Raw genomic sequence first — 20,751 nt, forward strand, 5'->3', positions numbered from 1 at the left:
CCCGGATAGTCGCAGGGTGCGTCCGGGCCTGTAACGATGTGATGTCAGAGCGGCGCTGTGGCCCGGGTCAGCCACATGGCGGCAGACCCGTCCAGAAGCGGGCCGATCCGCGCGGCAACCTGGGCATGATATGTGTTCAGCCAGTCCAGTTCCAGCCTGTTCAACAGATTGCAGTCAATCAGCCGCCGGTCGATGGGCGCGAAGCTCAGCGTTTCAAAGCAAAGCATGTCCCGCGCCGCATCAGCCCCCGGCAGATCAGGCGCTTCCGCCACAACCACCAGATTTTCAATGCGGATGCCAAACGCCCCTTCGCGGTAATACCCCGGCTCATTCGACAGGATCATACCGGGTTCCAGCGGTACAAGCCCGGTGCGGGCCAGCCGTTGCGGACCTTCATGCACACTCAGATACACCCCGACCCCATGCCCGGTGCCATGGTCGAAATCACGCCCTGCCGCCCAAAGCGGGGCGCGGGCCAGCGCATCCAGATCGCGGCCTGCGATGCCTTTGGGAAACCGCGCCCGGTGGATCGCAATCATTCCCTGCAACACCTGCGTGAACGCGGTGCATTCCTCGGCCCCGACCATGCCCACGGGCAGGGTGCGGGTGATATCGGTGGTGCCATCCTCATATTGCGCACCGGAATCGATCAGGAATAGCTGACCTGGCAGAAGCGGGGCATTGGTGTCTTCGGTCACCCGGTAATGGACAATCGCCCCATTCGGCCCTGCCCCTGCGATTGTATCGAAGCTGATATCTTTCAGGGCACCGGTCGCGGCCCGGAACCCTTCCAGCGCGCACACGCAATCAATCTCGGTCAGGCTGCCCGAGGGGGCGTTTTCATCGAACCAGTGCAGGAACCGCGCCATCGCCGCCCCGTCACGCAGATGGGCCGATCTGGTCGCCGCGATCTCGGCCGGGGTTTTGCGGGCCTTGGGCAGGATACAGGGGTCAGACCCGTCTGCGATGGCAGTGCCTGCCTCTTCCAGCACCCGCCGCACCCGATGGGGGGCGGTGGCACCGTCCACACGAACCGGGCCGGACAGGGTGGCCAGATCCGTCTCAAAATCAGACCAGTCGCGCAGGGTGATATCCGCATCCGGGTCAAGCCCTTCAAACTTGGCCGGGTCTGAATAGAGCGTCACATGCCCGCCCGCGCCGATCACCGCAAAACCCTGAGCCACAGGCAGATGCGACAGGTCCGAGCCGCGAATGTTCAGCAACCAGGCAATGGAATCAGGCAGGGTCAGCACGGCTGCGGCCTCTCCGGCCTCGGTCAGGATCGTGGCGATCTCGGCACGTTTTTCAGCGGATGTCCTGCCCGCAAGCGCCGCCGGATAAGCCAGTGCCGCGCCAGCCGGGCGGTCGGGCTGATCCTCCCATATCTCATCGACCAGATTACCCACCGGGCGCAGGGTGATCTGATGATCCCGCAGCGCTGCCTCCAGCCGGGTGATTTCGGCACTGGTGTGCAGCCAGGGGTCATAACCGACCACCCCGCCCTGGGGCAGTTCTTCGATCAGCCAGTCTTCCAGCCGGGTTTCGGGCCAGTGGACCGGGGTGAAATGCGCGGTATCCACCTGCGCCCTGACCTGCAACCGATAGCGCCCGTCGATGAAGACACCCACGACCCCGGGCAGAACCGCGCAGAACCCGGCAGACCCGGTGAACCCGGTCAGCCAGGACAGGCGTTCATCGCGCGGGGCCACATATTCGCCCTGATGGGCATCGGCACGGGGGACCAGAAAACCGGCCAGCCCGGTCGCAGCGATCTCTGCCCGCAATGCGGCCAGACGCGGCGGGCCCTGATCGGGCGAGGTGGTGGCAGCAAAGGACTGGAACATTCAACTGGCCCGTTTGAGGCCCATAACGCGGGCCCGGGCACGGGGGTCGGTGTCAAACAGGCTGGCCAGTTGTTCGGTCATCGCACCGGCCAGTTGCTCCACATCGGTGATCGTCACCGCGCGGTCATAATAGCGGGTCACATCATGGCCGATGCCGATGGCAAGCAGTTCCACGGCCTTGCGTTTTTCGACCATGGCGATCACATCGCGCAGGTGTTTTTCCAGATAATTCGCGGGGTTGACGGACAGGGTTGAATCATCGACCGGTGCCCCGTCAGAGATCACCATCAGAATTTTCCGGGCCTCTTGCCGGGCCGCCATGCGCCGGTGCGCCCATTCCAGCGCCTCGCCGTCGATGTTTTCCTTCAACAGGCCCTCTTTCATCATCAGGCCCAGATTGTCGCGGGTCCGGCGCATCGGCGCATCGGCCTTCTTGTAGATGATGTGCCGCAGATCGTTCAGCCGCCCGGGCTGTTGCGCCCGGCCCTGCCCCAGCCAGTCCTCCCGGGCGCGACCGCCCTTCCAGGCGCGGGTGGTGAAGCCCAGGATCTCGACCTTCACGCCACAGCGTTCCAATGTCCGCGACAGCACATCGGCGCAGATCGCAGCGATGGAAATCGGGCGTCCGCGCATCGAGCCGGAATTGTCCAGCAGCAGCGTCACCACCGTATCGCGAAACTCGGTATCCTTCTCGCGCTTGAAGCTCAGCGGCGTGGTCGGGTTTGCCACCACACGGGCCAGACGGCCCGCATCCAGCGTGCCCTCTTCCAGATCGAATTCCCAGCTACGGTTCTGCTGCGCCTGAAGACGGCGCTGCAACTTGTTCGCCAATCGGCTGACCGCCCCTTTCAGCGGCTCCAGCTGCTGGTCGAGATAGGCCCGCAACCGTTCCAGCTCTTGCGGTTCGGCCAGATCTTCGGCGGGGATTTCCTCATCATATTCCGTTGAAAAAACAGCATAATCCGGGTCCGCTTCGGAATGGGGCGCAGGCGGTGGAGGCTCCAGCGGGGCCTCCCCGTCGGGCAGGTCCTGTTCCTCGGCCTCCTCCATCTCGCCGGTGTCATCCATCTGCACCTGGGCCTGCGAGGCATCCTGCTGATCTTCCTGAGACCGTTCCGGCGCCGCTTCGCTGTCCTGCTCGTCATCATCATCCGCATCGCCGGTGGAATCGGGCTGTTCCTCCTCCTCTTCGGCGGCCCCGTCCTCATTCTCCGGGTCCATCTCGTCAGGGTCGTCGCCCAACTGGTCGCCATAGCCCAGATCGTCGATCAACTGGCGCGACAGGCGGGCAAACGCCTGTTGATCGGTCAGCGCGGTATCAAGGGTTTCCAGCGTGCCATCGCAACGTTCCTCGATGAAGCCGCGCCAAAGCTCCATCACATTCGCGGCCTCGGGCGGCAGGGCGCGACCGGTGGCCAGATGGCGGATCAGATAGCCCGCGGCGGTGGCCAGCGGCGCATCTGCGGCCTGTCTGATCTCACCATAGCCTTTGCGGCGGGCCTCATTGCCGATCTTGGCGTCGATATTGGTGGCGGTGCCGGGCATGTCGCGGGCACCCACCGCCTCGCAACGGGCGGTTTCCATCGCCTCCATCAACTCGCGGGCCATCTGCCCCTGGGGGGCATAGCGATTGGCGGTGGCCGTATCGTGGTATTTGTGGCGAAGCGCCAGCGCATCAGCGGTGCCACGGGCCAGCAGAACCTCATCGGCCGTCATCCGGCGGCTGATCTGCGGCAGGCGCAAGCTGTCGCCCGTGGCGCCCGGCGGGTCCACCGAATAGGTGACCGCCAGTTCCGGGTCATCGGCAAGGACACGGGTCGCCTCGGCCAGGGCCTTTTTGAACGGCTCGGTCGGGTTATCTGGGGCTGGTTTGCTCATGGCCGCGAAGATGGGGCAGATCGGCGGCGGTGGCAAGACGTGCCGGTGGGGGATGGGGTGCAGAGGTGACGCATCTTAAGATTCGGATTGAAATTCCGGAATACCCCCTATCTTCCTTGCGCCCGTACCGCCCCCACGGGGCGGGCGCTTCTCGCCCACCCCTCGGTTCGGGCGATGCCCTCCGCGCAATCCATATGCGGTGCAGAATTTCATAGCGGTTTGCGTTTGATCTGAAGGGACAAGAACCGTTATGCCGGTGCGATCATCCGCGTCCGGCCTGCAACAGCGCCCGGGCGGCCTCCCGCGCGGCGGCGGTCACCGTGTCACCGGCCAGCATCCGGGCCAGTTCATCCACCCGTGCCTCCGCATCCAGTGCCCGCACATCCGAGGTTGTCACCCCGCCCTTCACCGCCTTGGCCACCTGCCAGTGATGCGCCCCGCGCGCGGCCACCTGCGGCGCATGGGTCACCACCAGAACCTGCCCATCCCCGGCCAGCGCGGCCAGCCGTTTGCCCACCGCATCCGCCGTGGCCCCGCCCACGCCCCGGTCAATCTCGTCAAAGATCATCGTCACGCCCTCGGCCTCCCGCGTCAGGCAGACTTTCAGGGCCAGCAGGAACCGTGACAATTCCCCGCCCGAGGCGATCTTGTTCAACGGGCCCGCCGGTGCGCCGGGATTGGTGGCCACCATGAAGGCCACGGCATCCACGCCATCGGGGCCGGGCGCGGTTTTGCTGAGCGTGGTGGTGAAATCGGCCCGCTCCATCTTCAGCGGGGCCAGCTCGCCCGCCATCGCGCTGTCCAGACGCTGCGCCGCCGATGCCCTGCGATCCGACAGGTCCAGCGCCGCGCGGTCATATGCCGCCTCAGCCTCGGTCAGCGCCTGTTTCAACATGCTGATCTGCCCTTCCCCGCCATCCAGCGCCGCCAGCCGCACCCGCAATTCCCCGGCGAAAGCGCCCAGATCATCGGGTTGCACATCATGTTTCCGTGCCAGCCCGCGCAATGCGAACAGACGCTCTTCGGTCTCTTCCAGCGCGCCGGGATTGAAGCTCAGCGCATCGGCGAACCCAGCAACACCTGCCTGCGCCTCGCCCAGCTCGACCATCGCGCGTTCCAGCGCCGCCAAAGCGGCCTCCAGCCCGCCTTCGGCCCGGTCCGACAGCCCGTCGAGCCAGCGCATCGCATCGCCCATTGCGCCTTCGGCACCGTTCAGCCCAAGCGCCTCGGCCGCTTTGGCCAGATCGTCGCGCATGCGTTCCGCGCCCTGCATCAACCGGCGTCTGGTATCCAGCGCCGCCTCTTCCCCCGGTTCCGGCTCCAGCGCGTCCAGCTCGGCCACGGCATGGCGCAGAAATTCTTCCTCCGCCTTCATCCCGGCCAGGGCCACCTCGGCATCCCTCAGGGCGGTCCCGGCTTGTCGGCGCGCCGTCCACAAGCCTGCCACTGTGGCACGCGCAGGCTCCAGCCCGCCGAAGCTGTCCAGCATGGCGCGATGCTGGCGCGGGTCCAGCAACCCGCGATCATCCTGCTGCCCATGCAATTCCACCAATCTGTCGGACAGGGCGCGCAACACCTCCCCACTGACCCGCCGGTCATTGACCCAGGCGGTCTTGCGGCCCTCGGGCGTGTTCACACGGCGCAGGATCAAATCGTCACCGACCGGCAGACCGGCCTCTTCCAGCACTGCACGCGCCGGATGGCCCGGCGGCAGATCGAAAACCGCCACCACCTCCCCCTGTACGGCCCCGGTGCGGACCAGATCGGCCCGGCCCCGCCAGCCCAGAACAAAGCCCAGACTGTCCAGAAGAATGGATTTGCCCGCACCGGTTTCCCCGGTCAGCACATTCAGACCCGGCTGGAAGGCAAGCTCCAGCCGGTCGATGATCAGCATGTCCCGAATGTCGAGATGGCGCAGCATCGTTCCTTATCCCGCGAGGCGGATCACCCCGCCAGTCTTAAAGCCAGGCGCCCCGCATGGTCTGCCGCCAGATATCACGCAGCCAGCCCTCGCCCGCCGCATCCGGGCTCAACCCCTGCCCGGTCAACAGGCGGTAACTGTCTTCGTAGAAGGGCGATGACTGGAAGTTATGGCCCAGAATCGCCGCCGCCGTCTGTGCCTCATCGGTCAGACCAAGGGACAGATACGCCTCGACCAGACGCAGCAACGCTTCGGGTGTGTGGCTGGTGGTCTGGAATTGTTCAACCACCACACGGAACCGGTTGATCGCCGAAATATAATGGCCCCGGCGCAGATAATAGCGCCCGATTTCCATTTCCTTGCCCGCCAGATGATCAAAGGCCAGGTCGAATTTCAGAATTGCCGAGGACGCATAGGGGCTGTCGGGGTAGCGTTCGATCACCAGACGCAGGGCTTGCAGCGCCTGAAATGTGATGCCCTGATCCCGGCCCACCTGGTCAATCTGGTCATAATAGCTGAGCGCAAGCAGATATTGCGCATAGGCCGCCTCTTCATCAGCCGGATAGAAGTCGATATACCGTTGCGCCGCAGCGCGGGCATTCTCGTAATCCTGATCTTCATGATAGGCAAAGGCCGCCATGATCAGCGCGCGTTTGGCCCATTCCGAATAGGGGTGCAGACGTTCCACCTCGGTAAAGAGGCGCGCCGCCTCTTCCGGGTCGTCTTCCTCCAGCTCGAACTCGGCACTGCGGAAAATCGTCTCCGCATCCTGCTGTTCCAGCGGCACCTCGTCGCTGCGCCCGCTGAACAAACCGCCGAGCAACCCGCGCCGCTCACGGTCGCCTCCGCCACAGGCGCTGAGAAAAAGAACCAGCATGACGCCAAGCCATGCACGCCTCCTGATGCTTTTCAGCCCGCCTGCCATTGCCTCAACCTCGTCCACGTCTTCGACAGGCTTGCCTGCCTGCCCTGTCTAAGACTGGTCCTAGCACATTAAATCTGAGGGCAAAATGCCTGAATGCAGCCTCGTTGCGGTTAGGCAACGTGTGCCAGATCGGCAGGGTTCACACCAACACCTGGCAAACGCGCAACCTGCGCAGGGCTACATTCCACCAGCCGGGTCGCCCCCGGCGTTGCAAACAGGGTCCGCAGCAGACGGTTGGTCAGCATGTGACCGGCCCGCAGGCCATCGTAATGCCCCAGAAGCGGCGCGCCCGCCAGCGCCAGATCTCCAAGCGCATCGAGCATTTTATGGCGCACAGCCTCATCCGCGTGGCGCAGACCACCCGGGCTGGTCACCGCATCGCCATCAACAACCACCGCATTCACACCGGGGATACCGCCAAGCGCAAGGCCGCGGGCCTGCATCTCATCCACATCCGCCTGACGGCAGAACGTGCGACTGTCGCAAAGCTCCCGGACAAACCGGCCATTGGCCAGATTTTCAGTTCTGGTCTGACGCCCGATGGCCGCATCGGCAAAATCAATCGTGAACCGCATCGTCAGACCATCGGCGGGGCTGATCGTGGCACTGGCCTGCCCGTCATCTACGCTGACAGTCCTGAGCACTTCAATCGCATGGACCGGGACATCCTGATTGCGGATGCCGCGCGACAGGAACCCGCGCACGAATTTCGCAGCCGACCCGTCAAGGATCGGCACTTCGGGTCCATCAATCTCGACCATCGCGTTATGGATGCCACAGCCCGCAAGTGCGGCCATCAGATGTTCGATGGTCGACACACCCACGCCCGATTCATTTTCAAGTCTGGTGCAAAGCTGGCTGGCGGGCACCAGATCAAACCGGGCCGGAATCAGATTGTCACGATCCCTGATATCCGTGCGTTGAAACCAGATCCCGAAATGCGCCGCAGCCGGGCGTATCGTCATACGCACCGGATGCCCCATATGCAGGCCGGTGCCGGTAAACGTGATAGAAGATCGAAGGGTCGCCTGCACGGAAATCACCAATATGTGTCGGATCAAAATCTGATTATAGGTCCGGCAGCAAGGGCAACCGGTTCAATCTGTTGCCTACCGGTCCGTGCGCACAGAAACAATTCAACCTTTATGACGGGCTGCAACAAAGCCCGCATCCATCGGCAAGATTCTGCCACACATTTCAGGAAAATCGCACAAATATTTGGTTTATAAACAAAAAAGACCGGCTCGGCGCCGGCCTTTTCCTGTCGCTTGTGATGGATCAGTTGGCCTGACGGCGCAGGAATGCGGGAATTTCGATACGCTCCTGGTCCGGGTCAACATGTGTGTCTTCCGGGGCCGACCGGCTGGCAACAGGTGGCTGGCGGCGTTCAACCGGGGCCGGGTCGTCTTCCCCCTGGCCGGTCATCCGGTTGATCAGAGAGTTGATGCCAAACCGTGGTTTGCCCCCGGCTTCGGGTTCAACCACACGGGGCTGCGAACCTGATGCATCCTTGTTGATCGCGGCACGCAACCGGGCCAGCGCCTCCGGCGAGGGTGTGCTGGCCGAAGCCGGGCGCGGCGCCACAAATTCGGCATCCGGCGCGGCGGCAACCGGTGTCGGGCTCGCGGCAGATGCTGCGGCTGGCGCTGCGAAGGCAGGGGCTGCAACCGGGCGGGGCTGATAGGCCGGGGCGGGGACATCATCCTCAGGGATGGCGGCGGCCTCCCCCTTCTCTACCGCTTCCATCTCTCCGAAGAGATTGGGCTCTGGCTGCACCTCTGCGCTGGCGGTCACCTCCGGCAAGTCCTCGGATGTTTCTTCGACCGGCGCCGGCGTTTCGGCAACCGGCTCCCGCAGGCTGCGGCGCGGGGTTATCGGGATATCCTGCTGCACCTCGCTGGCGTCGATACCGGTGGCCACGACACTGACCCGCATCCGACCTTCCATATTGGTGTCGAGGGTGGAACCGACGATGATATTCGCCTCCGGGTCCACCTCTTCGCGGATGCGGTTTGCGGCCTCGTCCAACTCGAACAATGTCAGGTCGTAACCACCTGTAATATTGATCAGAACGCCGCGCGCACCGCGCAGGGAAATCTCGTCAAGCAGCGGGTTGGCAATCGCCTTCTCGGCAGCCTGAACCGCGCGGGATTCGCCATCGGCCTCACCGGTGCCCATCATCGCCTTGCCCATCTCGTTCATCACCGCGCGAACATCGGCAAAGTCGAGATTGATCAGACCCGGGCGGACCATCAGGTCGGTCACACCCTTGACCCCCTGATAAAGCACATCATCGGCCATCGAGAAGGCTTCGGTGAAGGTGGTCTTTTCATTGGCCAGACGGAACAGGTTCTGGTTCGGGATGATGATCAGCGTATCGACGACCTTTTGCAGCGCCTCGATGCCTTCATCGGCCTGACGCATGCGTTTCGCGCCCTCGAACTGGAAAGGCTTGGTCACGACACCCACGGTCAGCACGCCAAGCTCGCGCGCCGCCTGGGCAATGATCGGGGCCGCGCCGGTGCCGGTGCCGCCGCCCATCCCTGCAGTGATGAACGCCATATGCGCCCCCGCCAGATGATCGACGATGTCTTCAATGCTTTCTTCCGCAGCCGAGGCGCCCACGGCAGGCCGGGCGCCCGCGCCAAGGCCTTCGGTGACGCGCGCACCCATCTGGATGCGGGCGGCAGCGGTGGATTGGGCCAGCGCCTGCGCGTCGGTATTGGCCACCACAAACTCACACCCGTCCAGTGATTGTTCGATCATGTTGTTGACCGCGTTACCACCAGCGCCCCCCACGCCGAAAACGGTGATACGAGGTTTCAAATCCGGCTGATCATCCGGCATGGTGAGGTTCAAGGTCATAAGCTCTGTCCGCCTGTTTACGTGGATGCTGGCCCCGGTCTTGCGCCGTTCGACCAATTTCTGCCTCATTTTCATATCAGAATAACGGTTTCATTAACCTCCGTCACGCGAAAACTGATCAAAAACCGCAAAATATAGTATTATTTTTGGGGGTGATAGGCGGTATTTTGCCACCCACCCCGTATATAGCGGTCACCAATTGTCGCGGAACCATTTTACCGCCCGTTTCAGAGAGCGCGCGGGGTAGCGATCGGCCGGAACTTCAAAGTCCCACCATTCATCCTGCGGGTAGGCCGCGAACAGTGACAGGCCGACACAGGCCGAGAAGGCAGGGCCACAGGCCGATTGCGGCAGGCCCTGCACCCGCAGGGGCCGCCCAAGCCGCACCTGATTGCCCAGAATCTTCGAGGCCAGCGCATCCAGCCCCGGCACCTGGCTGCCACCGCCGGTCAGAACGATCCGCTGGCTTGGCAGATGGTCAAACCCCGCCGCGTCCAGCCGCACGCGCACCTCTTCCAGAATTTCCTCGACCCGGGGCCGCATCACGCCGATCAGCTCTGCCCGCGAGATTGTGCGCCGGTCATGGTGCCAGTCGCCGGTATTGGCCTCCAGCTCGATCCGCTCCCGGTCATCCATGCCGGTGGCCACCACGCCGCCAAAGCGGGTTTTCAGCCGCTCGGCATCATTCATCGGGATCTGCAACGCCTGAGAGATGTCCGAGGTCACATGATCCCCGCCCATGCGCACGGTATCGGCGTAAATCATGTGTTTCTTGATGAAGATCGACAGGCCGGTGGACCCGCCGCCCATATCTATACAGGCCGCGCCCAGTTCCTGTTCATCCTCGACCAGGCTGGCCACCCCGGCCACATAGGGGGACGATGCGATCCCGGCCAGTTCCAGATCGCAGCGTTTCACGCAATAGAGCATATGTTCGATCGCCCGGGCGTCGATGGTCAGAAGATGCATGTCGGTTGACAGCCGGTTGCCCACATGACCACGCGGGTCGCTGAGCCCGGTGCGATGATCCAGCGCGAAATTCACCGGCTGCGCATGCATCACCTCGCGGTCTTCGCCGAAATCGGGCACGTCACAGGCCGCCAGAACCCGGGCCACATCGCATTCGGAAACGGTGCCGGTCTGCAAACTGACCTCCCCGGTCAGCCCGTAAGACCGGGGCCGCGCGCCGGCAAAGCTGACGATCACATGATCGACCCGCGCGGCGGCCATTTTCTGCGCCCCCTGCACGGCGGTGCGAATGGCGCGCTCGGTTTCCTGCATGGTTTCGATCTCGCCGAACTTCACCCCGCGCGACCGGGTTGTGGCCGCGCCGATCACCCGGAACGAGCTTTGCCCGGCCATCGCCCCCACCCCGTCGGCAGGTCGGAAATCATCGGTGCTGTCAAAGCGCAGCACCAGACAGGCAATCTTGTGGCTGCCGATATCAAGGATCGCCATCATCCCCCGGCGCATGGCTTCCTGCCGCTTGGCCCGCATCGCCCGCTGTGATTGGTACAGCATACTCATCCGTTCCCGTCTCCGATGTCGATGCCCCGCATGCGACGCAATTCGGTCAACGCATGCGGGCTAAGTTGAATATTGGGGCGCTGCGGGTTGCGCATGTCGATCCGCTGGATATCGCGTTCCAGCACATCCTGGGCGTCGTTCAGCGCCATCACCCGGTCAAGGGCGGTCAGCGGGTCGCGCGCAGGCAGCAGAATGCGGCAGCCATTGCGCAGCACCACATCCCACCGACGTTCGCCCATCCGCACCAATCCGTGCATCCCGTCCCCCAGAGACGCGGCGGCATCCATCAGGGCCAATGCCTCATCAACCGCCCGGTCAGCCCCTTCGCCCGCGATCATCGGCAGGGGGGTGGGAAGCTCCCGCTCGGACAGGCGGGCGACAAACTGCCCCGCCGCATCCAGCAGCACCGGTTCCGCCCGGGTCTGCCAGATGATCACCGGCACGCGTTCCTCGATGGTGGCAATCAGATAGCCGCCGGGTTCGATCCGTATCCGCGCACGGGCCACGGCGGGAAAGCCCTCAAGCCGGTTGCGCAACCCCTCCAGATCCAGATCGAAAGAGGAGACCGGCAGATCCAGCGCCAGAATGGCGCGCAGGTCTTCCGACAATTGCGGGCTGGCCCCGTCGATCGTCATCAGATTGACCCGAAATTCCGGCCGGTTCTCGATCTCGCGCCTCAGCTCGGCCACCTGATCGGTCACGCCACGCCAGTTTGCCGGGTCTGACAGATACCAGCCGACCCCGAGGATCAGCAGGAAGGCAGGCAACCCGATCCGCAACAAAGACCGGAACAGCGGCGTCAGCCACAGCCGCTGAAACCGGTAGGACCAGATCGAAGGCGCCGGATCATGGGCGGGGGGCGAGGCCACCGGACCCCGGCGGGCAATCAGCGATCGCATGAGGCATCCTCCACCATCCAGGCACAAAGCTGACCGAAACTCATCCCATGGGCCTGGGCTTGTTCGGGGGTCAGCGAGGTGGGGGTCATGCCGGGCTGGGTATTTGTCTCCAGAACGATCAGCCCCTCAAGCCCGCGCGCCTCGTCCCAGCGGAAATCCGTGCGGCTGACACCGCGACAGCCAAGGGCGTTATGGGCGGTAAGGGCCATCTCCATACAGGCGTCGAAAACCTGTTTCGGCAGATCGGCAGGCAGCACATGGCGCGAACCGCCGGGCTTGTATTTCGCATCGTAATCATACCAGCCATCGGTGAGGATATCGGTGACCGTCAGCGCGCCCGGGTCACCTGCCCCGCCGCCGATCACCGTGGTGGTCAGCTCACGGCCCGGTATATAGGCCTCGACCATCACCTGGTCGGGCAGCGTGTCGGCCAGATGCGGCGGGCCGTTGGCGGCCTCATGCACCAGATAGACCCCGACCGAGGAGCCTTCCCGGTTCGGTTTCACCACATAGGGCGGGGTCATCACATGATCGGCCATCACATCGGTTTTGGCGGCCAGAAAGCTTTCGGCCACCGGCAATCCGTGGCGGCGATAGACATCCTTGCTACGCTCCTTGTCCATCGCCAGCGCCGAGGCCAGAACCCCGGAATTGGTATAGGGGATGCGCAGCCATTCCAGCAGGCCCTGCACGCAGCCATCCTCGCCCCAGCGACCGTGAAGCGCATTGAATGCAACATCGGGTTTCAGATCGGTCAGACACGCGGTCAGATCGGCACCCGCATCCACCTGCGTCACCTCAAACCCCTCATCCCGCAGCGCGATGGCGCATTCACGCCCAGTGGACAGGGACACCTCGCGCTCTGCCGAGGGGCCGCCCATCAAAACCGCAACTGTGGGGAGTGTTCTGCCCGAACTCACCGCCACGATGTGCCTCATATACCGCCGGGCCTATGCTGCCCGTTTGGTCTTGTTTCCCGCCGGTTATTCCGGCGTTTTGCCGCCCGCAGGGTCACCTACGCGCATAATTTCCCATTGTAGCTCTATTCCGCTGTGTTGGAAAACCTTTTTTCGAACCTCTTCGCCCAAACCTTCCAGATCGGCAGCCGTCGCGCCGCCGGTATTGATCATGAAATTGGAATGCATCTCGCTCATCTGCGCACCGCCCCGTATGGCCCCGCGCATACCAGCCTCGTCAATCACCTTCCAGGCCTTCAGATCATGGGTGTCATCGGCCCGCCCGGTTGAGCTGAACCCCGCCGGGTTGCGAAAGGTGGACCCGGCACTGCGATCCTTGGTGGGCTGGGTGGCATCACGTTTGGCAAGCTGTTCGCCCATCCGCGCCTCAAGCACCGCCGGATCACCGGCATCGGCCCGGAAACTGACCGAGGTGATCACCGCGCCCTCGGGCAGATCGGTCTGGCGATAGGCGAAATGAATATCCTTTGGTGTCAGGGTCACAGACGTACCATCACGCAGCACCGCCCTTGCCGACACAAAATGATCCGCCACATAGGATCCGTAACAGCCCGCATTCATCTTCAGCGCCCCGCCGATGGCGCCGGGGATGGTGCGCAGGAATGTCAGGTCAAGCCCGGCAGTGGCGGCCTTGCGGGCCACATGGGCATCCAGTGCGGCGGCCCCGGCCGTCACCTTGCCTGCAGCCGTTTCGATCCCGTTGAAGCCACGCCCCAGGCGGATCACCACGGCGCGCAGCCCGCCGTCGCGCACAATCAGGTTTGACCCGACACCCATGGGAAAGACCGGGATCGCCGGGTCGAGTGCTGCCAGGAACTGCGCCAGATCCGCTTCATCGGCGGGCTGAAACAGAACATCCGCCGGGCCACCCACCCGCATCCAGGTCAGATCGGCCAGCGGGCGCCCCCGGGTCAGGACCCCTGTCGTCTGAGGCAAATCCATCACGTCTGATCCCCGTCCGGCATGTGCCGTTTGCGTCTTATCGATATGCCTGCCACCCCGCCAATCAGCGCGCCGACAGCGGCAGGCAAGGCCACAAAGAACAGCAAGACGGCTGACCCTATTGCGTCCCACCCGGTTTGCCGGTTCATGTTGATCAGCATCCAAAGCGACAGGATCAGCAAAGCCGCCCAGAACAGATAAACCGTAAGCGGCGACAGATACCGGCCCAGAACAAAGGCCAGCCAGGCTGAGACACTGCCGGTGCCTGCGATAACAAGAATGATCCCTGGGTCCATGCCACCTGCCCCGCAATGTCCCGCAAGTTACGGGTTTGGCCCCGAAAGCGGAACCCCGTCAAGCAGCCCCATACCGGCGCGCGCAATCACTGGCTGCTGATCAACCGCTGCACCCAGCGGCCCAGATAAATCAGCGGCCAGCGCAACACCGAGGCCCCGGCCACCATCGCACCAAGCCCCCACCACGGCCCCAATTGCCAGGTCAGATACCCCAGAAGCGGAATACCGGTGGCGATCAGCAGCCAGGCCGCGGGCCAATGATATCGTTGCGGGCCAAGCCCGATCAAACAGGCAATCACGGCCCAAAGACAGGCCAGGGTCAAGGACAGGGGCATCAGATGCCTCCTTTCAAACGGGTCATGGCCCGGCGCGCAAAATACAGAAGCGGGCGGCGGAACATCGAGAGGACGGCGAACACCACAAGAAGCACCAGAAGCGGGCCATGCTGCCAGGCCACATAGCCGATCAGCGGCAGGGACAGGATCAACAGCGCGATCCCCGGAATATATTGATGCCGCATGGGCAGCATCGCAACGATGGCTGCGGCCAGAACCCAGAGACAGGCAAATGTCAGGGACAGGCTCATGCGATCCCCCCGCCGATCCGGGGGGAACCCGCCAAAGCCATGGCGTCAGCTATAGCGCCGGATTGAAATTCTGCACCATATATACATTCCGCAGAGGGCATCGCCCGTACCGTGGGGGCGGTACGGGCGATGCCCGGCGGTGCCGCCGGGCGGGAGGGTGATGCGGGGTAGTGCAGAATTTCACCTCGGTGCTTCAGGCGCGGAAATGCCAAAAGATCGGAACATGTCCACATCATCCGGTCGCCCCTTTCGACAGCCGGGCGGGCAGGCCCTGCGCCCAGGCCGAGATTGTGCCGGCCCCAAGACAGACCACGATATCGCCCTCCTGCGTCTGTGCGCGGATCAGAGTTTCCAGATCATCCTCGCTTTGCAGCGCATGGGCATGACGATGGCCATGCCGGATCAGCCCGGCCACCAGATCATCCCGGGTGGCGCCTTCAATCGGGTCTTCGCCTGCCGCAAAGACCTCGGCAATGGCCACCACATCGGCATCGTTGAAACAGGCGCAGAAATCCTCGAACAGCGAATGCAGGCGGGAATAGCGATGCGGCTGATGCACCGCGATCACCCGGCCCTCGCTGGCCTGACGCGCGGCTTTCAGCACGGCGGAAATTTCCACCGGGTGATGGCCATAATCGTCGATGATGGTCACACCATCGACCTCACCCACTTTGGTAAAGCGCCGGTTCACGCCCTTGAACCCGGCCAGCGCCTCGCGGATTTCACTGGTCTTCAGCCCCAGATGGCGGGCCACGGCAACGGCGGCCAGCGCGTTTGAGACATTGTGATCCCCGGGCATCGGCAGGCTGCACCCCTCGATCACCCGGCCCTCGGCCTGCAACGCGATGTCGAAATGCGCCACACCCCTGGCGTATTTCAGGTTCACCGCCCGCACATCCGCCTGCGCATTGAACCCGAAGGTCAGCACCCGGCGGTCCGATATCTTGCCCACAAGGGTCTGCACATCCGGGTCATCGGTGCAGCAGACGGCCAGCCCGTAAAACGGAATGTTGGAGACGAAATTCAGGAACCCCTGATGCAGGGCCTCTTCACTGCCCCAATGTTCCATATGTTCCGGGTCGATATTGGTGACAATCGCAATCGTCGCGGGCAGTCGGGTGAAGGTTCCGTCACTTTCATCGGCCTCCACCACCATCCATTCGCCCTGCCCCATCCGCGCGTTGGATCCATAGGCATGAATGATCCCGCCATTGATCACCGTCGGGTCAACGCCACCGGCATCCAGCAGGGTTGCCACCAGGGTTGTGGTGGTGGTCTTGCCATGGGTGCCCGCCACGGCAATGTTGGATTTCAGCCGCATCAGTTCGGCCAGCATCTCGGCCCGGCGCACCACCGGCAGTCCCATGACCCGGGCGGCATCCAGTTCCGCATTGCCCGGCTTGATCGCGCTTGAGATCACCACGACCTCAGCCGCCTCAAGATTTTCCGCGGTCTGGCCGATGAAGATTTTCGCACCCAGCTCCTGCAACCGTTCGGTCAGTTTCGAGGCTTTCAGATCAGACCCCTGCACCTGATAGCCATGGTTCAGCAGAACCTCGGCAATCCCCGACATGCCGATCCCGCCGATCCCGACGAAATGGATCGGACCAAGCTGGGTGGGGAGTTTTGTGGCAGCAGCATTCATGACAGGTCTTTCTTTGCCAGTTCTTCGACCAGAACCGCCAGACGTTCCGTTGCGTCGGGCACGCCTGTGCCAAGGGCCGCATTGGCCATCTGCAAGGCGGCATCCGGCTGGGTCAGAATGGCGGCGATATGCCGGGACAGACTGTCTGGCGTGAACTGGCTTTCGGGGATCAGAATCGCCGCATCCGCCTCTACCAGGGCGCGGGCATTGGCGGTTTGCTCATCGCGGATCGCGGCGGCCAGCGGCACCAGGATCGACGGGCGCCCGATGATCGAGATATCGGCGATCGAGGACGCGCCGGAACGGCTGATGATCAGTTGCGCCTCGGAAAACCGGCGCGGGATGTCGCGAAAGAACGGCTCCACCTCGGCGCTGATCCCGGCCTCGGCATAAGCGCCGGTGACCCGCGCCTGATCTTCCGGGCGGGCCTGCTGTGCAATGCGGACCGTTTTGCGCACCCCCTCCGGCAGGGCGGCAATTGCGGCAGGCACCACATCGGACAGGATGCGCGCGCCCTGGCTGCCACCGATCACTACGATCGACAGCGGGTAATCCCCCGGCGGAATATACGAGGCCCCGGCCCTGTCCAGTACCGAAGCCCGCACCGGATTGCCCGAATGCACCGCATTTGTGCCCTCGGGCAATTCGGTTGGCCAGGTTCCGCAGGCCACGACATCGACCCGTCTGGCGAAAAGCTGATTGACCCGGCCCAGAACTCCGTTTTGTTCATGCAGCATCCGGGGCCGCCCGGTCAGCCAGGCCGCCGCCATCGCCGGGATCGAGGGGTAGCCGCCAAAGCCCACCACAACGCTTGGGCGTTCCCGCGCCATCCGAACCGTGGCCGCAAGAATGCCGCCCAGAATCCGAAACGGCGTCACCAGTTTCGTCAAAAGCCCGCCCCGCGCGAATGTGGCCGAGGCCACCTGCCGCACATCGACAACATGGGGGAAATCCCCCGCATACCGCGCGCCCCGCGCATCGGTGGACAGCGTCACCCGCCAGCCCCGGCGCAACATCGCCTCGGCCAGGGCCTGGGCCGGGAACATATGCCCGCCGGTGCCGCCTGCCGCGATGATAAGATGCGAGGGTCCAGTCATGCCGCTACCGGTGCCGGCTGAGAAGGATATCACCGATCTCGCCCTGCGGGCGGGTCCGGGTCAGGGCCAGCAGCATGCCGATGGCAAGGCCGGTGGCAATCAGGCTGGACCCGCCATAGCTGACAAAAGGCAATGTCATGCCCTTGGCCGGCAACAACCGCACCGCCACGCCCATATTGATGATGGCCTGCAAGGCCAGAAGACTGCTCAGCCCCGCGCCTGCCAGGCGAATGAACGGGTCACGTTCTCTCATCAGGCGGAAGAATCCGCGCAGGGCGATGACGGCAAAAAGCGCGATGATGACCAGCACCAGAACCAGCCCGTATTCCTCGGCCGCGACCGCGATGATGAAATCCGTATGGGCGTCAGGCAGGGTCCATTTCACCGCGCCCTCGCCCAGACCCGCGCCGAAAAACCCGCCTTCGCGGATCGCGTTGGTCGCATAGGCCAGCTGTGTATTCGGGTCCAGTTCGGTTGACAGGAACCCGTCAATCCGCCGCGCGAAATGTTCGGAATTGGAATAGGCGATGGTGCCCGCCGCACCCACCACAACGCCGATTGCCGCCAGAAGCAGCATCGGCGCCCCGGCGATGAAATAGATCACGCACCAGGCAAAAACCACCAAAGCGGCCTGCCCGAAATCGGGCTGCATCGCCAGAAAACCGACAATCGCGATGGTCACCACCAGCGAGACCAGCTTGCCCGGCGGGCCGCCGACCTCCTGGCTGGCGGCGATCATCCAGGCGGTGAAAATCACGAAGACCGGTTTCAGAAATTCCGAAGGCTGAAGGCTTGCAAAGCCCAGCGAATACCAGCGCGTGGCGCCCTGCCCGTAATCCGTACCAAAGGCAGGCAACAGGGCCAGCGCCCCGAACGCCGCAAAGAAGCCCAGCACCGCCAGCCGCCGGATCTGGGTTGGGGTCAGCATCGACACCATCACCATCACCATCAAGGCCAGCCCGCCAAAGGCCGCCTGCCTGATCACATAATGGAACGGGTCATGGCCGTTGCGTTCCGCCAGCGGCGGTGAGGCCGCGAAACCCAGCAACAGGCCAATCGCGAAAAGCGCCAGAATGCACCCGATGGTGACACGATCAACCGTGCGCCACCAGCGCGGCAGAATAGCCTCGCCCGATTGCACGACCACCGTGCCATGCGCCATTTCCGTCATGGGATATCGCCCGATACTGCCTCTATGCTGCCCGGTTATCCGGGTCTGGGTGACAGCTTAGCGCGAAAATCGCCTGAGGGCCAGTGAAAGAAGGCCCCGCCCGCAAATAGCTTATTTCACTTAGGCGGCTGCCAAAGCTCGATCTTGCGACCGTCCAGGTCCAGTATCCAGCCGAACTTCCCGTATTCGTGGCTTTCGCGCGGCTGAAGCTCCTCCACCCCTTCGGATGTCACCCGCTCCAGCATCGCATCAAGATCATCCACCATCAGGTTCACCATGAACGGCAGGGTCGAGGGTTTGAAATATTCCCCGCCCGCCTTGAAAGGCGCAAAGATCGTCCGCGCCCCTTCGGGAAATTCCTGCCCGCTGTCCTTATGCAGAAAATCAAATCCGCCATAGTCACTGGGCACCATTCCCAGAACGCGGCTATACCAGTCCTTGGTCGCCTCAGGGTCGGCGCATTCCAGAAACACGCCGCCTACACCGATCACCTCTGCCATCCTGTCACCCTCTGTCTTGTGGTCCGCCTCGACCATACCACGGATCGCGGATCAGGCCTATTTCGCAATCACCGCCGCAACCTGATCCATGAAATCCTGCCCGCGCTGTTCGAAATTGTCATATTGGTCGAAACTGGCGGCGGCAGGGGCCAGCAACACGGTCTCCCCCGGTTCCGCCTCTGCCGCCGCCCGGTCGACGGCAACCGCCATCGTGGTGCAGATCTCCAAAGGCAGATCCCCCAGTTTCAGGGCAAATCCCTGCGCCTCGCGCCCGATCACATAAGCCTTCGCCACCGACCCAAGGGCGGGTTTCAACCCGTCAAGCCCGCCATCCTTCTCCAACCCGCCGCAAATCCAGCGAATCCGCGGGAAGGCCGCAAGCGCCTTGGCGGCTGCATCCACATTGGTGGCCTTGCTGTCATTGACAAACATCACCCCGTCTTTCTCCGCCACCGGTTGGCTTCGGTGCGGCAGCCCGGCAAAGGACCGCAACCCGGCCTCCAGCAGTTTCGGCGCCAACCCAAGCGCCCTGAGCGCCCCATAGGCGCAACACGCATTCTGATGGTTATGTGCCCCCGGCAGCCCGCGCATGCCGCGCAGATCGATCGAGGCCACCTGCCGCCCCTTCCGCACCTCGCTGAGCCAGCCCTTGCGCGCCACAACATGCCATCCCGGTCCGGTCAGCTTCTGCCCGGCCGACACCCGGATCAACCGCCCGTCCCCCGGCCCTTCCGCCATCTGATTGGCCAGATACCGCCCCTCATCCTCATCCACGCCGATCACCGCGCGGTCCGGCCCGCCTTCCGCGAATAACCGGCGCTTGGCGGCGAAATATCCGCCCATGCCCCCATGCCGGTCCAGATGATCGGGGGACAGATTGGTGAAGACCGCCACATCCGGGGTCAGTGCGCGGGCCAGATCGGTCTGGTAACTGGACAGTTCCAGCACAATCACCTCGCCATCTTCAGGCGGGTCCATATCCAGCACGCCAACCCCGATATTGCCCGCCAGCTGCGCGGCCATCCCCGCCTCTTCCAGACAATGATGGATCAGCGCCGCCGTGGTCGATTTCCCGTTCGATCCGGTCACCGCAATCACCCGGGGCGGGGTGGCATGACTGTCCCAGTCCCCGCCGCCAAGCGAGCGGAAGAACACGCCCACATCATTATCAACCGGCACACAAGCCGCCCAGGCCGCCGCAATCGCCGGGTGTGGCCTTGGATAAAGATGCGGGATGCCCGGCGACACGATCATCGCCGCCACAGCTTCCAGCGCACCGGGTTTCAGCGGATCATGAAGCGTGAACCCCTCATCCTCCGCCTGCGCCCGCGCGGCGGCGCCATCATCCCAGACCAAAGGCTCCGCGCCCCCCGCGCGCAAGGCCCGCGCCGCCGCCAGACCCGACCGGCCCAGCCCCAGCACGGCCACCTTCGCGCCCTCAAATCCTTGAACCGGGATCATATCCGCTCCGCTCCCCAGCTTCTTCTTGTCCAAAATACGCCCGCCGGAGGCTGCCCGGCCTCAGCCAGAGGTGCAACCCCCCGGGTCAGGCTACAGCATACCCCACAAGCGCCAATCAGCATCGCGTGGCCCGTAACACGGGCCTCCGTTTTACACCCCGGCGCTTACCAGGCAATCGGGGCGCGGTCGCGGAAAAACCCGCCGCGATTGCCGCCGG

Annotated in this window: 18 protein-coding genes; all 18 read right to left on the reverse strand. The window is 63.7% G+C overall.

Translation table 11 applies throughout. The annotated features are described in order from the left end of the window. Positions 1-44 precede the first annotated feature (44 nt). The 18 genes from E2K80_RS09550 to murD all read right to left on the reverse strand — a co-directional run bounded on the left by E2K80_RS09550 (position 45) and on the right by murD (position 20,534). Complete coding sequence (locus E2K80_RS09550; RefSeq protein ID WP_135374804.1) at positions 45-1,844, reverse strand: aminopeptidase P family protein; 1,800 nt, start codon at positions 1,842-1,844, stop codon at positions 45-47. After that, positions 1,845-3,722, reverse strand: coding sequence for a cobaltochelatase subunit CobT (cobT, locus tag E2K80_RS09555; protein ID WP_135374805.1), 1,878 nt, complete (start codon positions 3,720-3,722; stop codon positions 1,845-1,847). A gap of 262 nt (positions 3,723-3,984) precedes the next feature. Continuing rightward, a complete protein-coding gene (gene recN, locus E2K80_RS09560; protein ID WP_135374806.1) occupies positions 3,985-5,643 on the reverse strand; it encodes a DNA repair protein RecN in 1,659 nt (552 codons plus the stop codon). 37 nt (positions 5,644-5,680) lie between these two features. Then, positions 5,681-6,568: an outer membrane protein assembly factor BamD gene (locus E2K80_RS09565; protein WP_135376553.1), complete on the reverse strand. Its 888-nt coding sequence runs from the start codon at positions 6,566-6,568 to the stop codon at positions 5,681-5,683. A gap of 110 nt (positions 6,569-6,678) precedes the next feature. Next, positions 6,679-7,602: a UDP-3-O-acyl-N-acetylglucosamine deacetylase gene (gene lpxC, locus E2K80_RS09570; protein WP_135374807.1), complete on the reverse strand. Its 924-nt coding sequence runs from the start codon at positions 7,600-7,602 to the stop codon at positions 6,679-6,681. 244 nt (positions 7,603-7,846) lie between these two features. Then, complete coding sequence (gene ftsZ / locus E2K80_RS09575; RefSeq protein ID WP_135374808.1) at positions 7,847-9,433, reverse strand: cell division protein FtsZ; 1,587 nt, start codon at positions 9,431-9,433, stop codon at positions 7,847-7,849. A 192-nt stretch (positions 9,434-9,625) separates the two neighbouring features. Next, positions 9,626-10,960, reverse strand: coding sequence for a cell division protein FtsA (ftsA, locus tag E2K80_RS09580; RefSeq protein ID WP_135374809.1), 1,335 nt, complete (start codon positions 10,958-10,960; stop codon positions 9,626-9,628). Next, positions 10,957-11,859: a cell division protein FtsQ/DivIB gene (locus E2K80_RS09585; protein WP_135374810.1), complete on the reverse strand. Its 903-nt coding sequence runs from the start codon at positions 11,857-11,859 to the stop codon at positions 10,957-10,959. The genes ftsA and E2K80_RS09585 overlap by 4 nt, the downstream gene beginning before the upstream one ends. Further along, positions 11,847-12,797 carry a D-alanine--D-alanine ligase gene (locus E2K80_RS09590; protein WP_135374811.1) on the reverse strand — a complete coding sequence of 317 codons (951 nt, stop codon included), beginning with the start codon at positions 12,795-12,797 and terminating at the stop codon, positions 11,847-11,849. The genes E2K80_RS09585 and E2K80_RS09590 overlap by 13 nt, the downstream gene beginning before the upstream one ends. A gap of 45 nt (positions 12,798-12,842) precedes the next feature. Then, positions 12,843-13,778, reverse strand: coding sequence for a UDP-N-acetylmuramate dehydrogenase (murB, locus tag E2K80_RS09595; RefSeq protein WP_135374812.1), 936 nt, complete (start codon positions 13,776-13,778; stop codon positions 12,843-12,845). Then, positions 13,778-14,074, reverse strand: a complete 297-nt coding sequence (locus E2K80_RS09600) for a hypothetical protein (RefSeq protein ID WP_135374813.1) — start codon at positions 14,072-14,074, stop codon at positions 13,778-13,780. Before E2K80_RS09600 ends, murB begins: the two co-directional genes overlap by 1 nt. An 86-nt stretch (positions 14,075-14,160) precedes the next feature. Continuing rightward, positions 14,161-14,409, reverse strand: a complete 249-nt coding sequence (locus tag E2K80_RS09605) for a DUF2484 family protein (protein WP_135374814.1) — start codon at positions 14,407-14,409, stop codon at positions 14,161-14,163. Further along, positions 14,409-14,660: a DUF2484 family protein gene (locus E2K80_RS09610; protein ID WP_135374815.1), complete on the reverse strand. Its 252-nt coding sequence runs from the start codon at positions 14,658-14,660 to the stop codon at positions 14,409-14,411. The genes E2K80_RS09605 and E2K80_RS09610 overlap by 1 nt, the downstream gene beginning before the upstream one ends. Before the next feature lie 232 nt (positions 14,661-14,892). Next, positions 14,893-16,305: a UDP-N-acetylmuramate--L-alanine ligase gene (gene murC / locus E2K80_RS09615; RefSeq protein ID WP_135374816.1), complete on the reverse strand. Its 1,413-nt coding sequence runs from the start codon at positions 16,303-16,305 to the stop codon at positions 14,893-14,895. Further along, positions 16,302-17,402, reverse strand: coding sequence for a UDP-N-acetylglucosamine--N-acetylmuramyl-(pentapeptide) pyrophosphoryl-undecaprenol N-acetylglucosamine transferase (locus E2K80_RS09620; protein ID WP_135374817.1), 1,101 nt, complete (start codon positions 17,400-17,402; stop codon positions 16,302-16,304). Before E2K80_RS09620 ends, murC begins: the two co-directional genes overlap by 4 nt. A gap of 4 nt (positions 17,403-17,406) precedes the next feature. Then, positions 17,407-18,573, reverse strand: a complete 1,167-nt coding sequence (gene ftsW, locus E2K80_RS09625) for a putative lipid II flippase FtsW (RefSeq protein ID WP_135374818.1) — start codon at positions 18,571-18,573, stop codon at positions 17,407-17,409. 116 nt (positions 18,574-18,689) lie between these two features. Next, positions 18,690-19,109: a VOC family protein gene (locus E2K80_RS09630; RefSeq protein WP_210405360.1), complete on the reverse strand. Its 420-nt coding sequence runs from the start codon at positions 19,107-19,109 to the stop codon at positions 18,690-18,692. A 21-nt stretch (positions 19,110-19,130) separates the two neighbouring features. Then, positions 19,131-20,534, reverse strand: coding sequence for a UDP-N-acetylmuramoyl-L-alanine--D-glutamate ligase (gene murD / locus E2K80_RS09635; protein ID WP_135374819.1), 1,404 nt, complete (start codon positions 20,532-20,534; stop codon positions 19,131-19,133). Between the last annotated feature and the right edge of the window lie 217 nt (positions 20,535-20,751).

It is taken from the genome of Rhodophyticola sp. CCM32, assembly GCF_004751985.1.
Classification (GTDB): domain Bacteria; phylum Pseudomonadota; class Alphaproteobacteria; order Rhodobacterales; family Rhodobacteraceae; genus Rhodophyticola.

Excerpts from the sequence above, each read along its gene's own strand:
- E2K80_RS09550 (WP_135374804.1), bottom strand. The coding sequence starts at position 1,844 with ATGTTCCAGTCCTTTGCTGCCACCACCTCGCCCGATCAGGGCCCGCCG.
- cobT (WP_135374805.1), bottom strand. The coding sequence starts at position 3,722 with ATGAGCAAACCAGCCCCAGATAACCCGACCGAGCCGTTCAAAAAGGCC.
- recN (WP_135374806.1), bottom strand. The coding sequence starts at position 5,643 with ATGCTGCGCCATCTCGACATTCGGGACATGCTGATCATCGACCGGCTG.
- E2K80_RS09565 (WP_135376553.1), bottom strand. The coding sequence starts at position 6,568 with ATGGCAGGCGGGCTGAAAAGCATCAGGAGGCGTGCATGGCTTGGCGTC.
- ftsZ (WP_135374808.1), bottom strand. The coding sequence starts at position 9,433 with ATGACCTTGAACCTCACCATGCCGGATGATCAGCCGGATTTGAAACCT.
- ftsA (WP_135374809.1), bottom strand. The coding sequence starts at position 10,960 with ATGAGTATGCTGTACCAATCACAGCGGGCGATGCGGGCCAAGCGGCAG.
- E2K80_RS09585 (WP_135374810.1), bottom strand. The coding sequence starts at position 11,859 with ATGCGATCGCTGATTGCCCGCCGGGGTCCGGTGGCCTCGCCCCCCGCC.
- E2K80_RS09590 (WP_135374811.1), bottom strand. The coding sequence starts at position 12,797 with ATGAGGCACATCGTGGCGGTGAGTTCGGGCAGAACACTCCCCACAGTT.
- murB (WP_135374812.1), bottom strand. The coding sequence starts at position 13,778 with ATGGATTTGCCTCAGACGACAGGGGTCCTGACCCGGGGGCGCCCGCTG.
- E2K80_RS09600 (WP_135374813.1), bottom strand. The coding sequence starts at position 14,074 with ATGGACCCAGGGATCATTCTTGTTATCGCAGGCACCGGCAGTGTCTCA.
- E2K80_RS09605 (WP_135374814.1), bottom strand. The coding sequence starts at position 14,409 with ATGCCCCTGTCCTTGACCCTGGCCTGTCTTTGGGCCGTGATTGCCTGT.
- E2K80_RS09610 (WP_135374815.1), bottom strand. The coding sequence starts at position 14,660 with ATGAGCCTGTCCCTGACATTTGCCTGTCTCTGGGTTCTGGCCGCAGCC.
- murC (WP_135374816.1), bottom strand. The coding sequence starts at position 16,305 with ATGAATGCTGCTGCCACAAAACTCCCCACCCAGCTTGGTCCGATCCAT.
- E2K80_RS09620 (WP_135374817.1), bottom strand. The coding sequence starts at position 17,402 with ATGACTGGACCCTCGCATCTTATCATCGCGGCAGGCGGCACCGGCGGG.
- ftsW (WP_135374818.1), bottom strand. The coding sequence starts at position 18,573 with ATGACGGAAATGGCGCATGGCACGGTGGTCGTGCAATCGGGCGAGGCT.
- E2K80_RS09630 (WP_210405360.1), bottom strand. The coding sequence starts at position 19,109 with ATGGTCGAGGCGGACCACAAGACAGAGGGTGACAGGATGGCAGAGGTG.
- murD (WP_135374819.1), bottom strand. The coding sequence starts at position 20,534 with ATGATCCCGGTTCAAGGATTTGAGGGCGCGAAGGTGGCCGTGCTGGGG.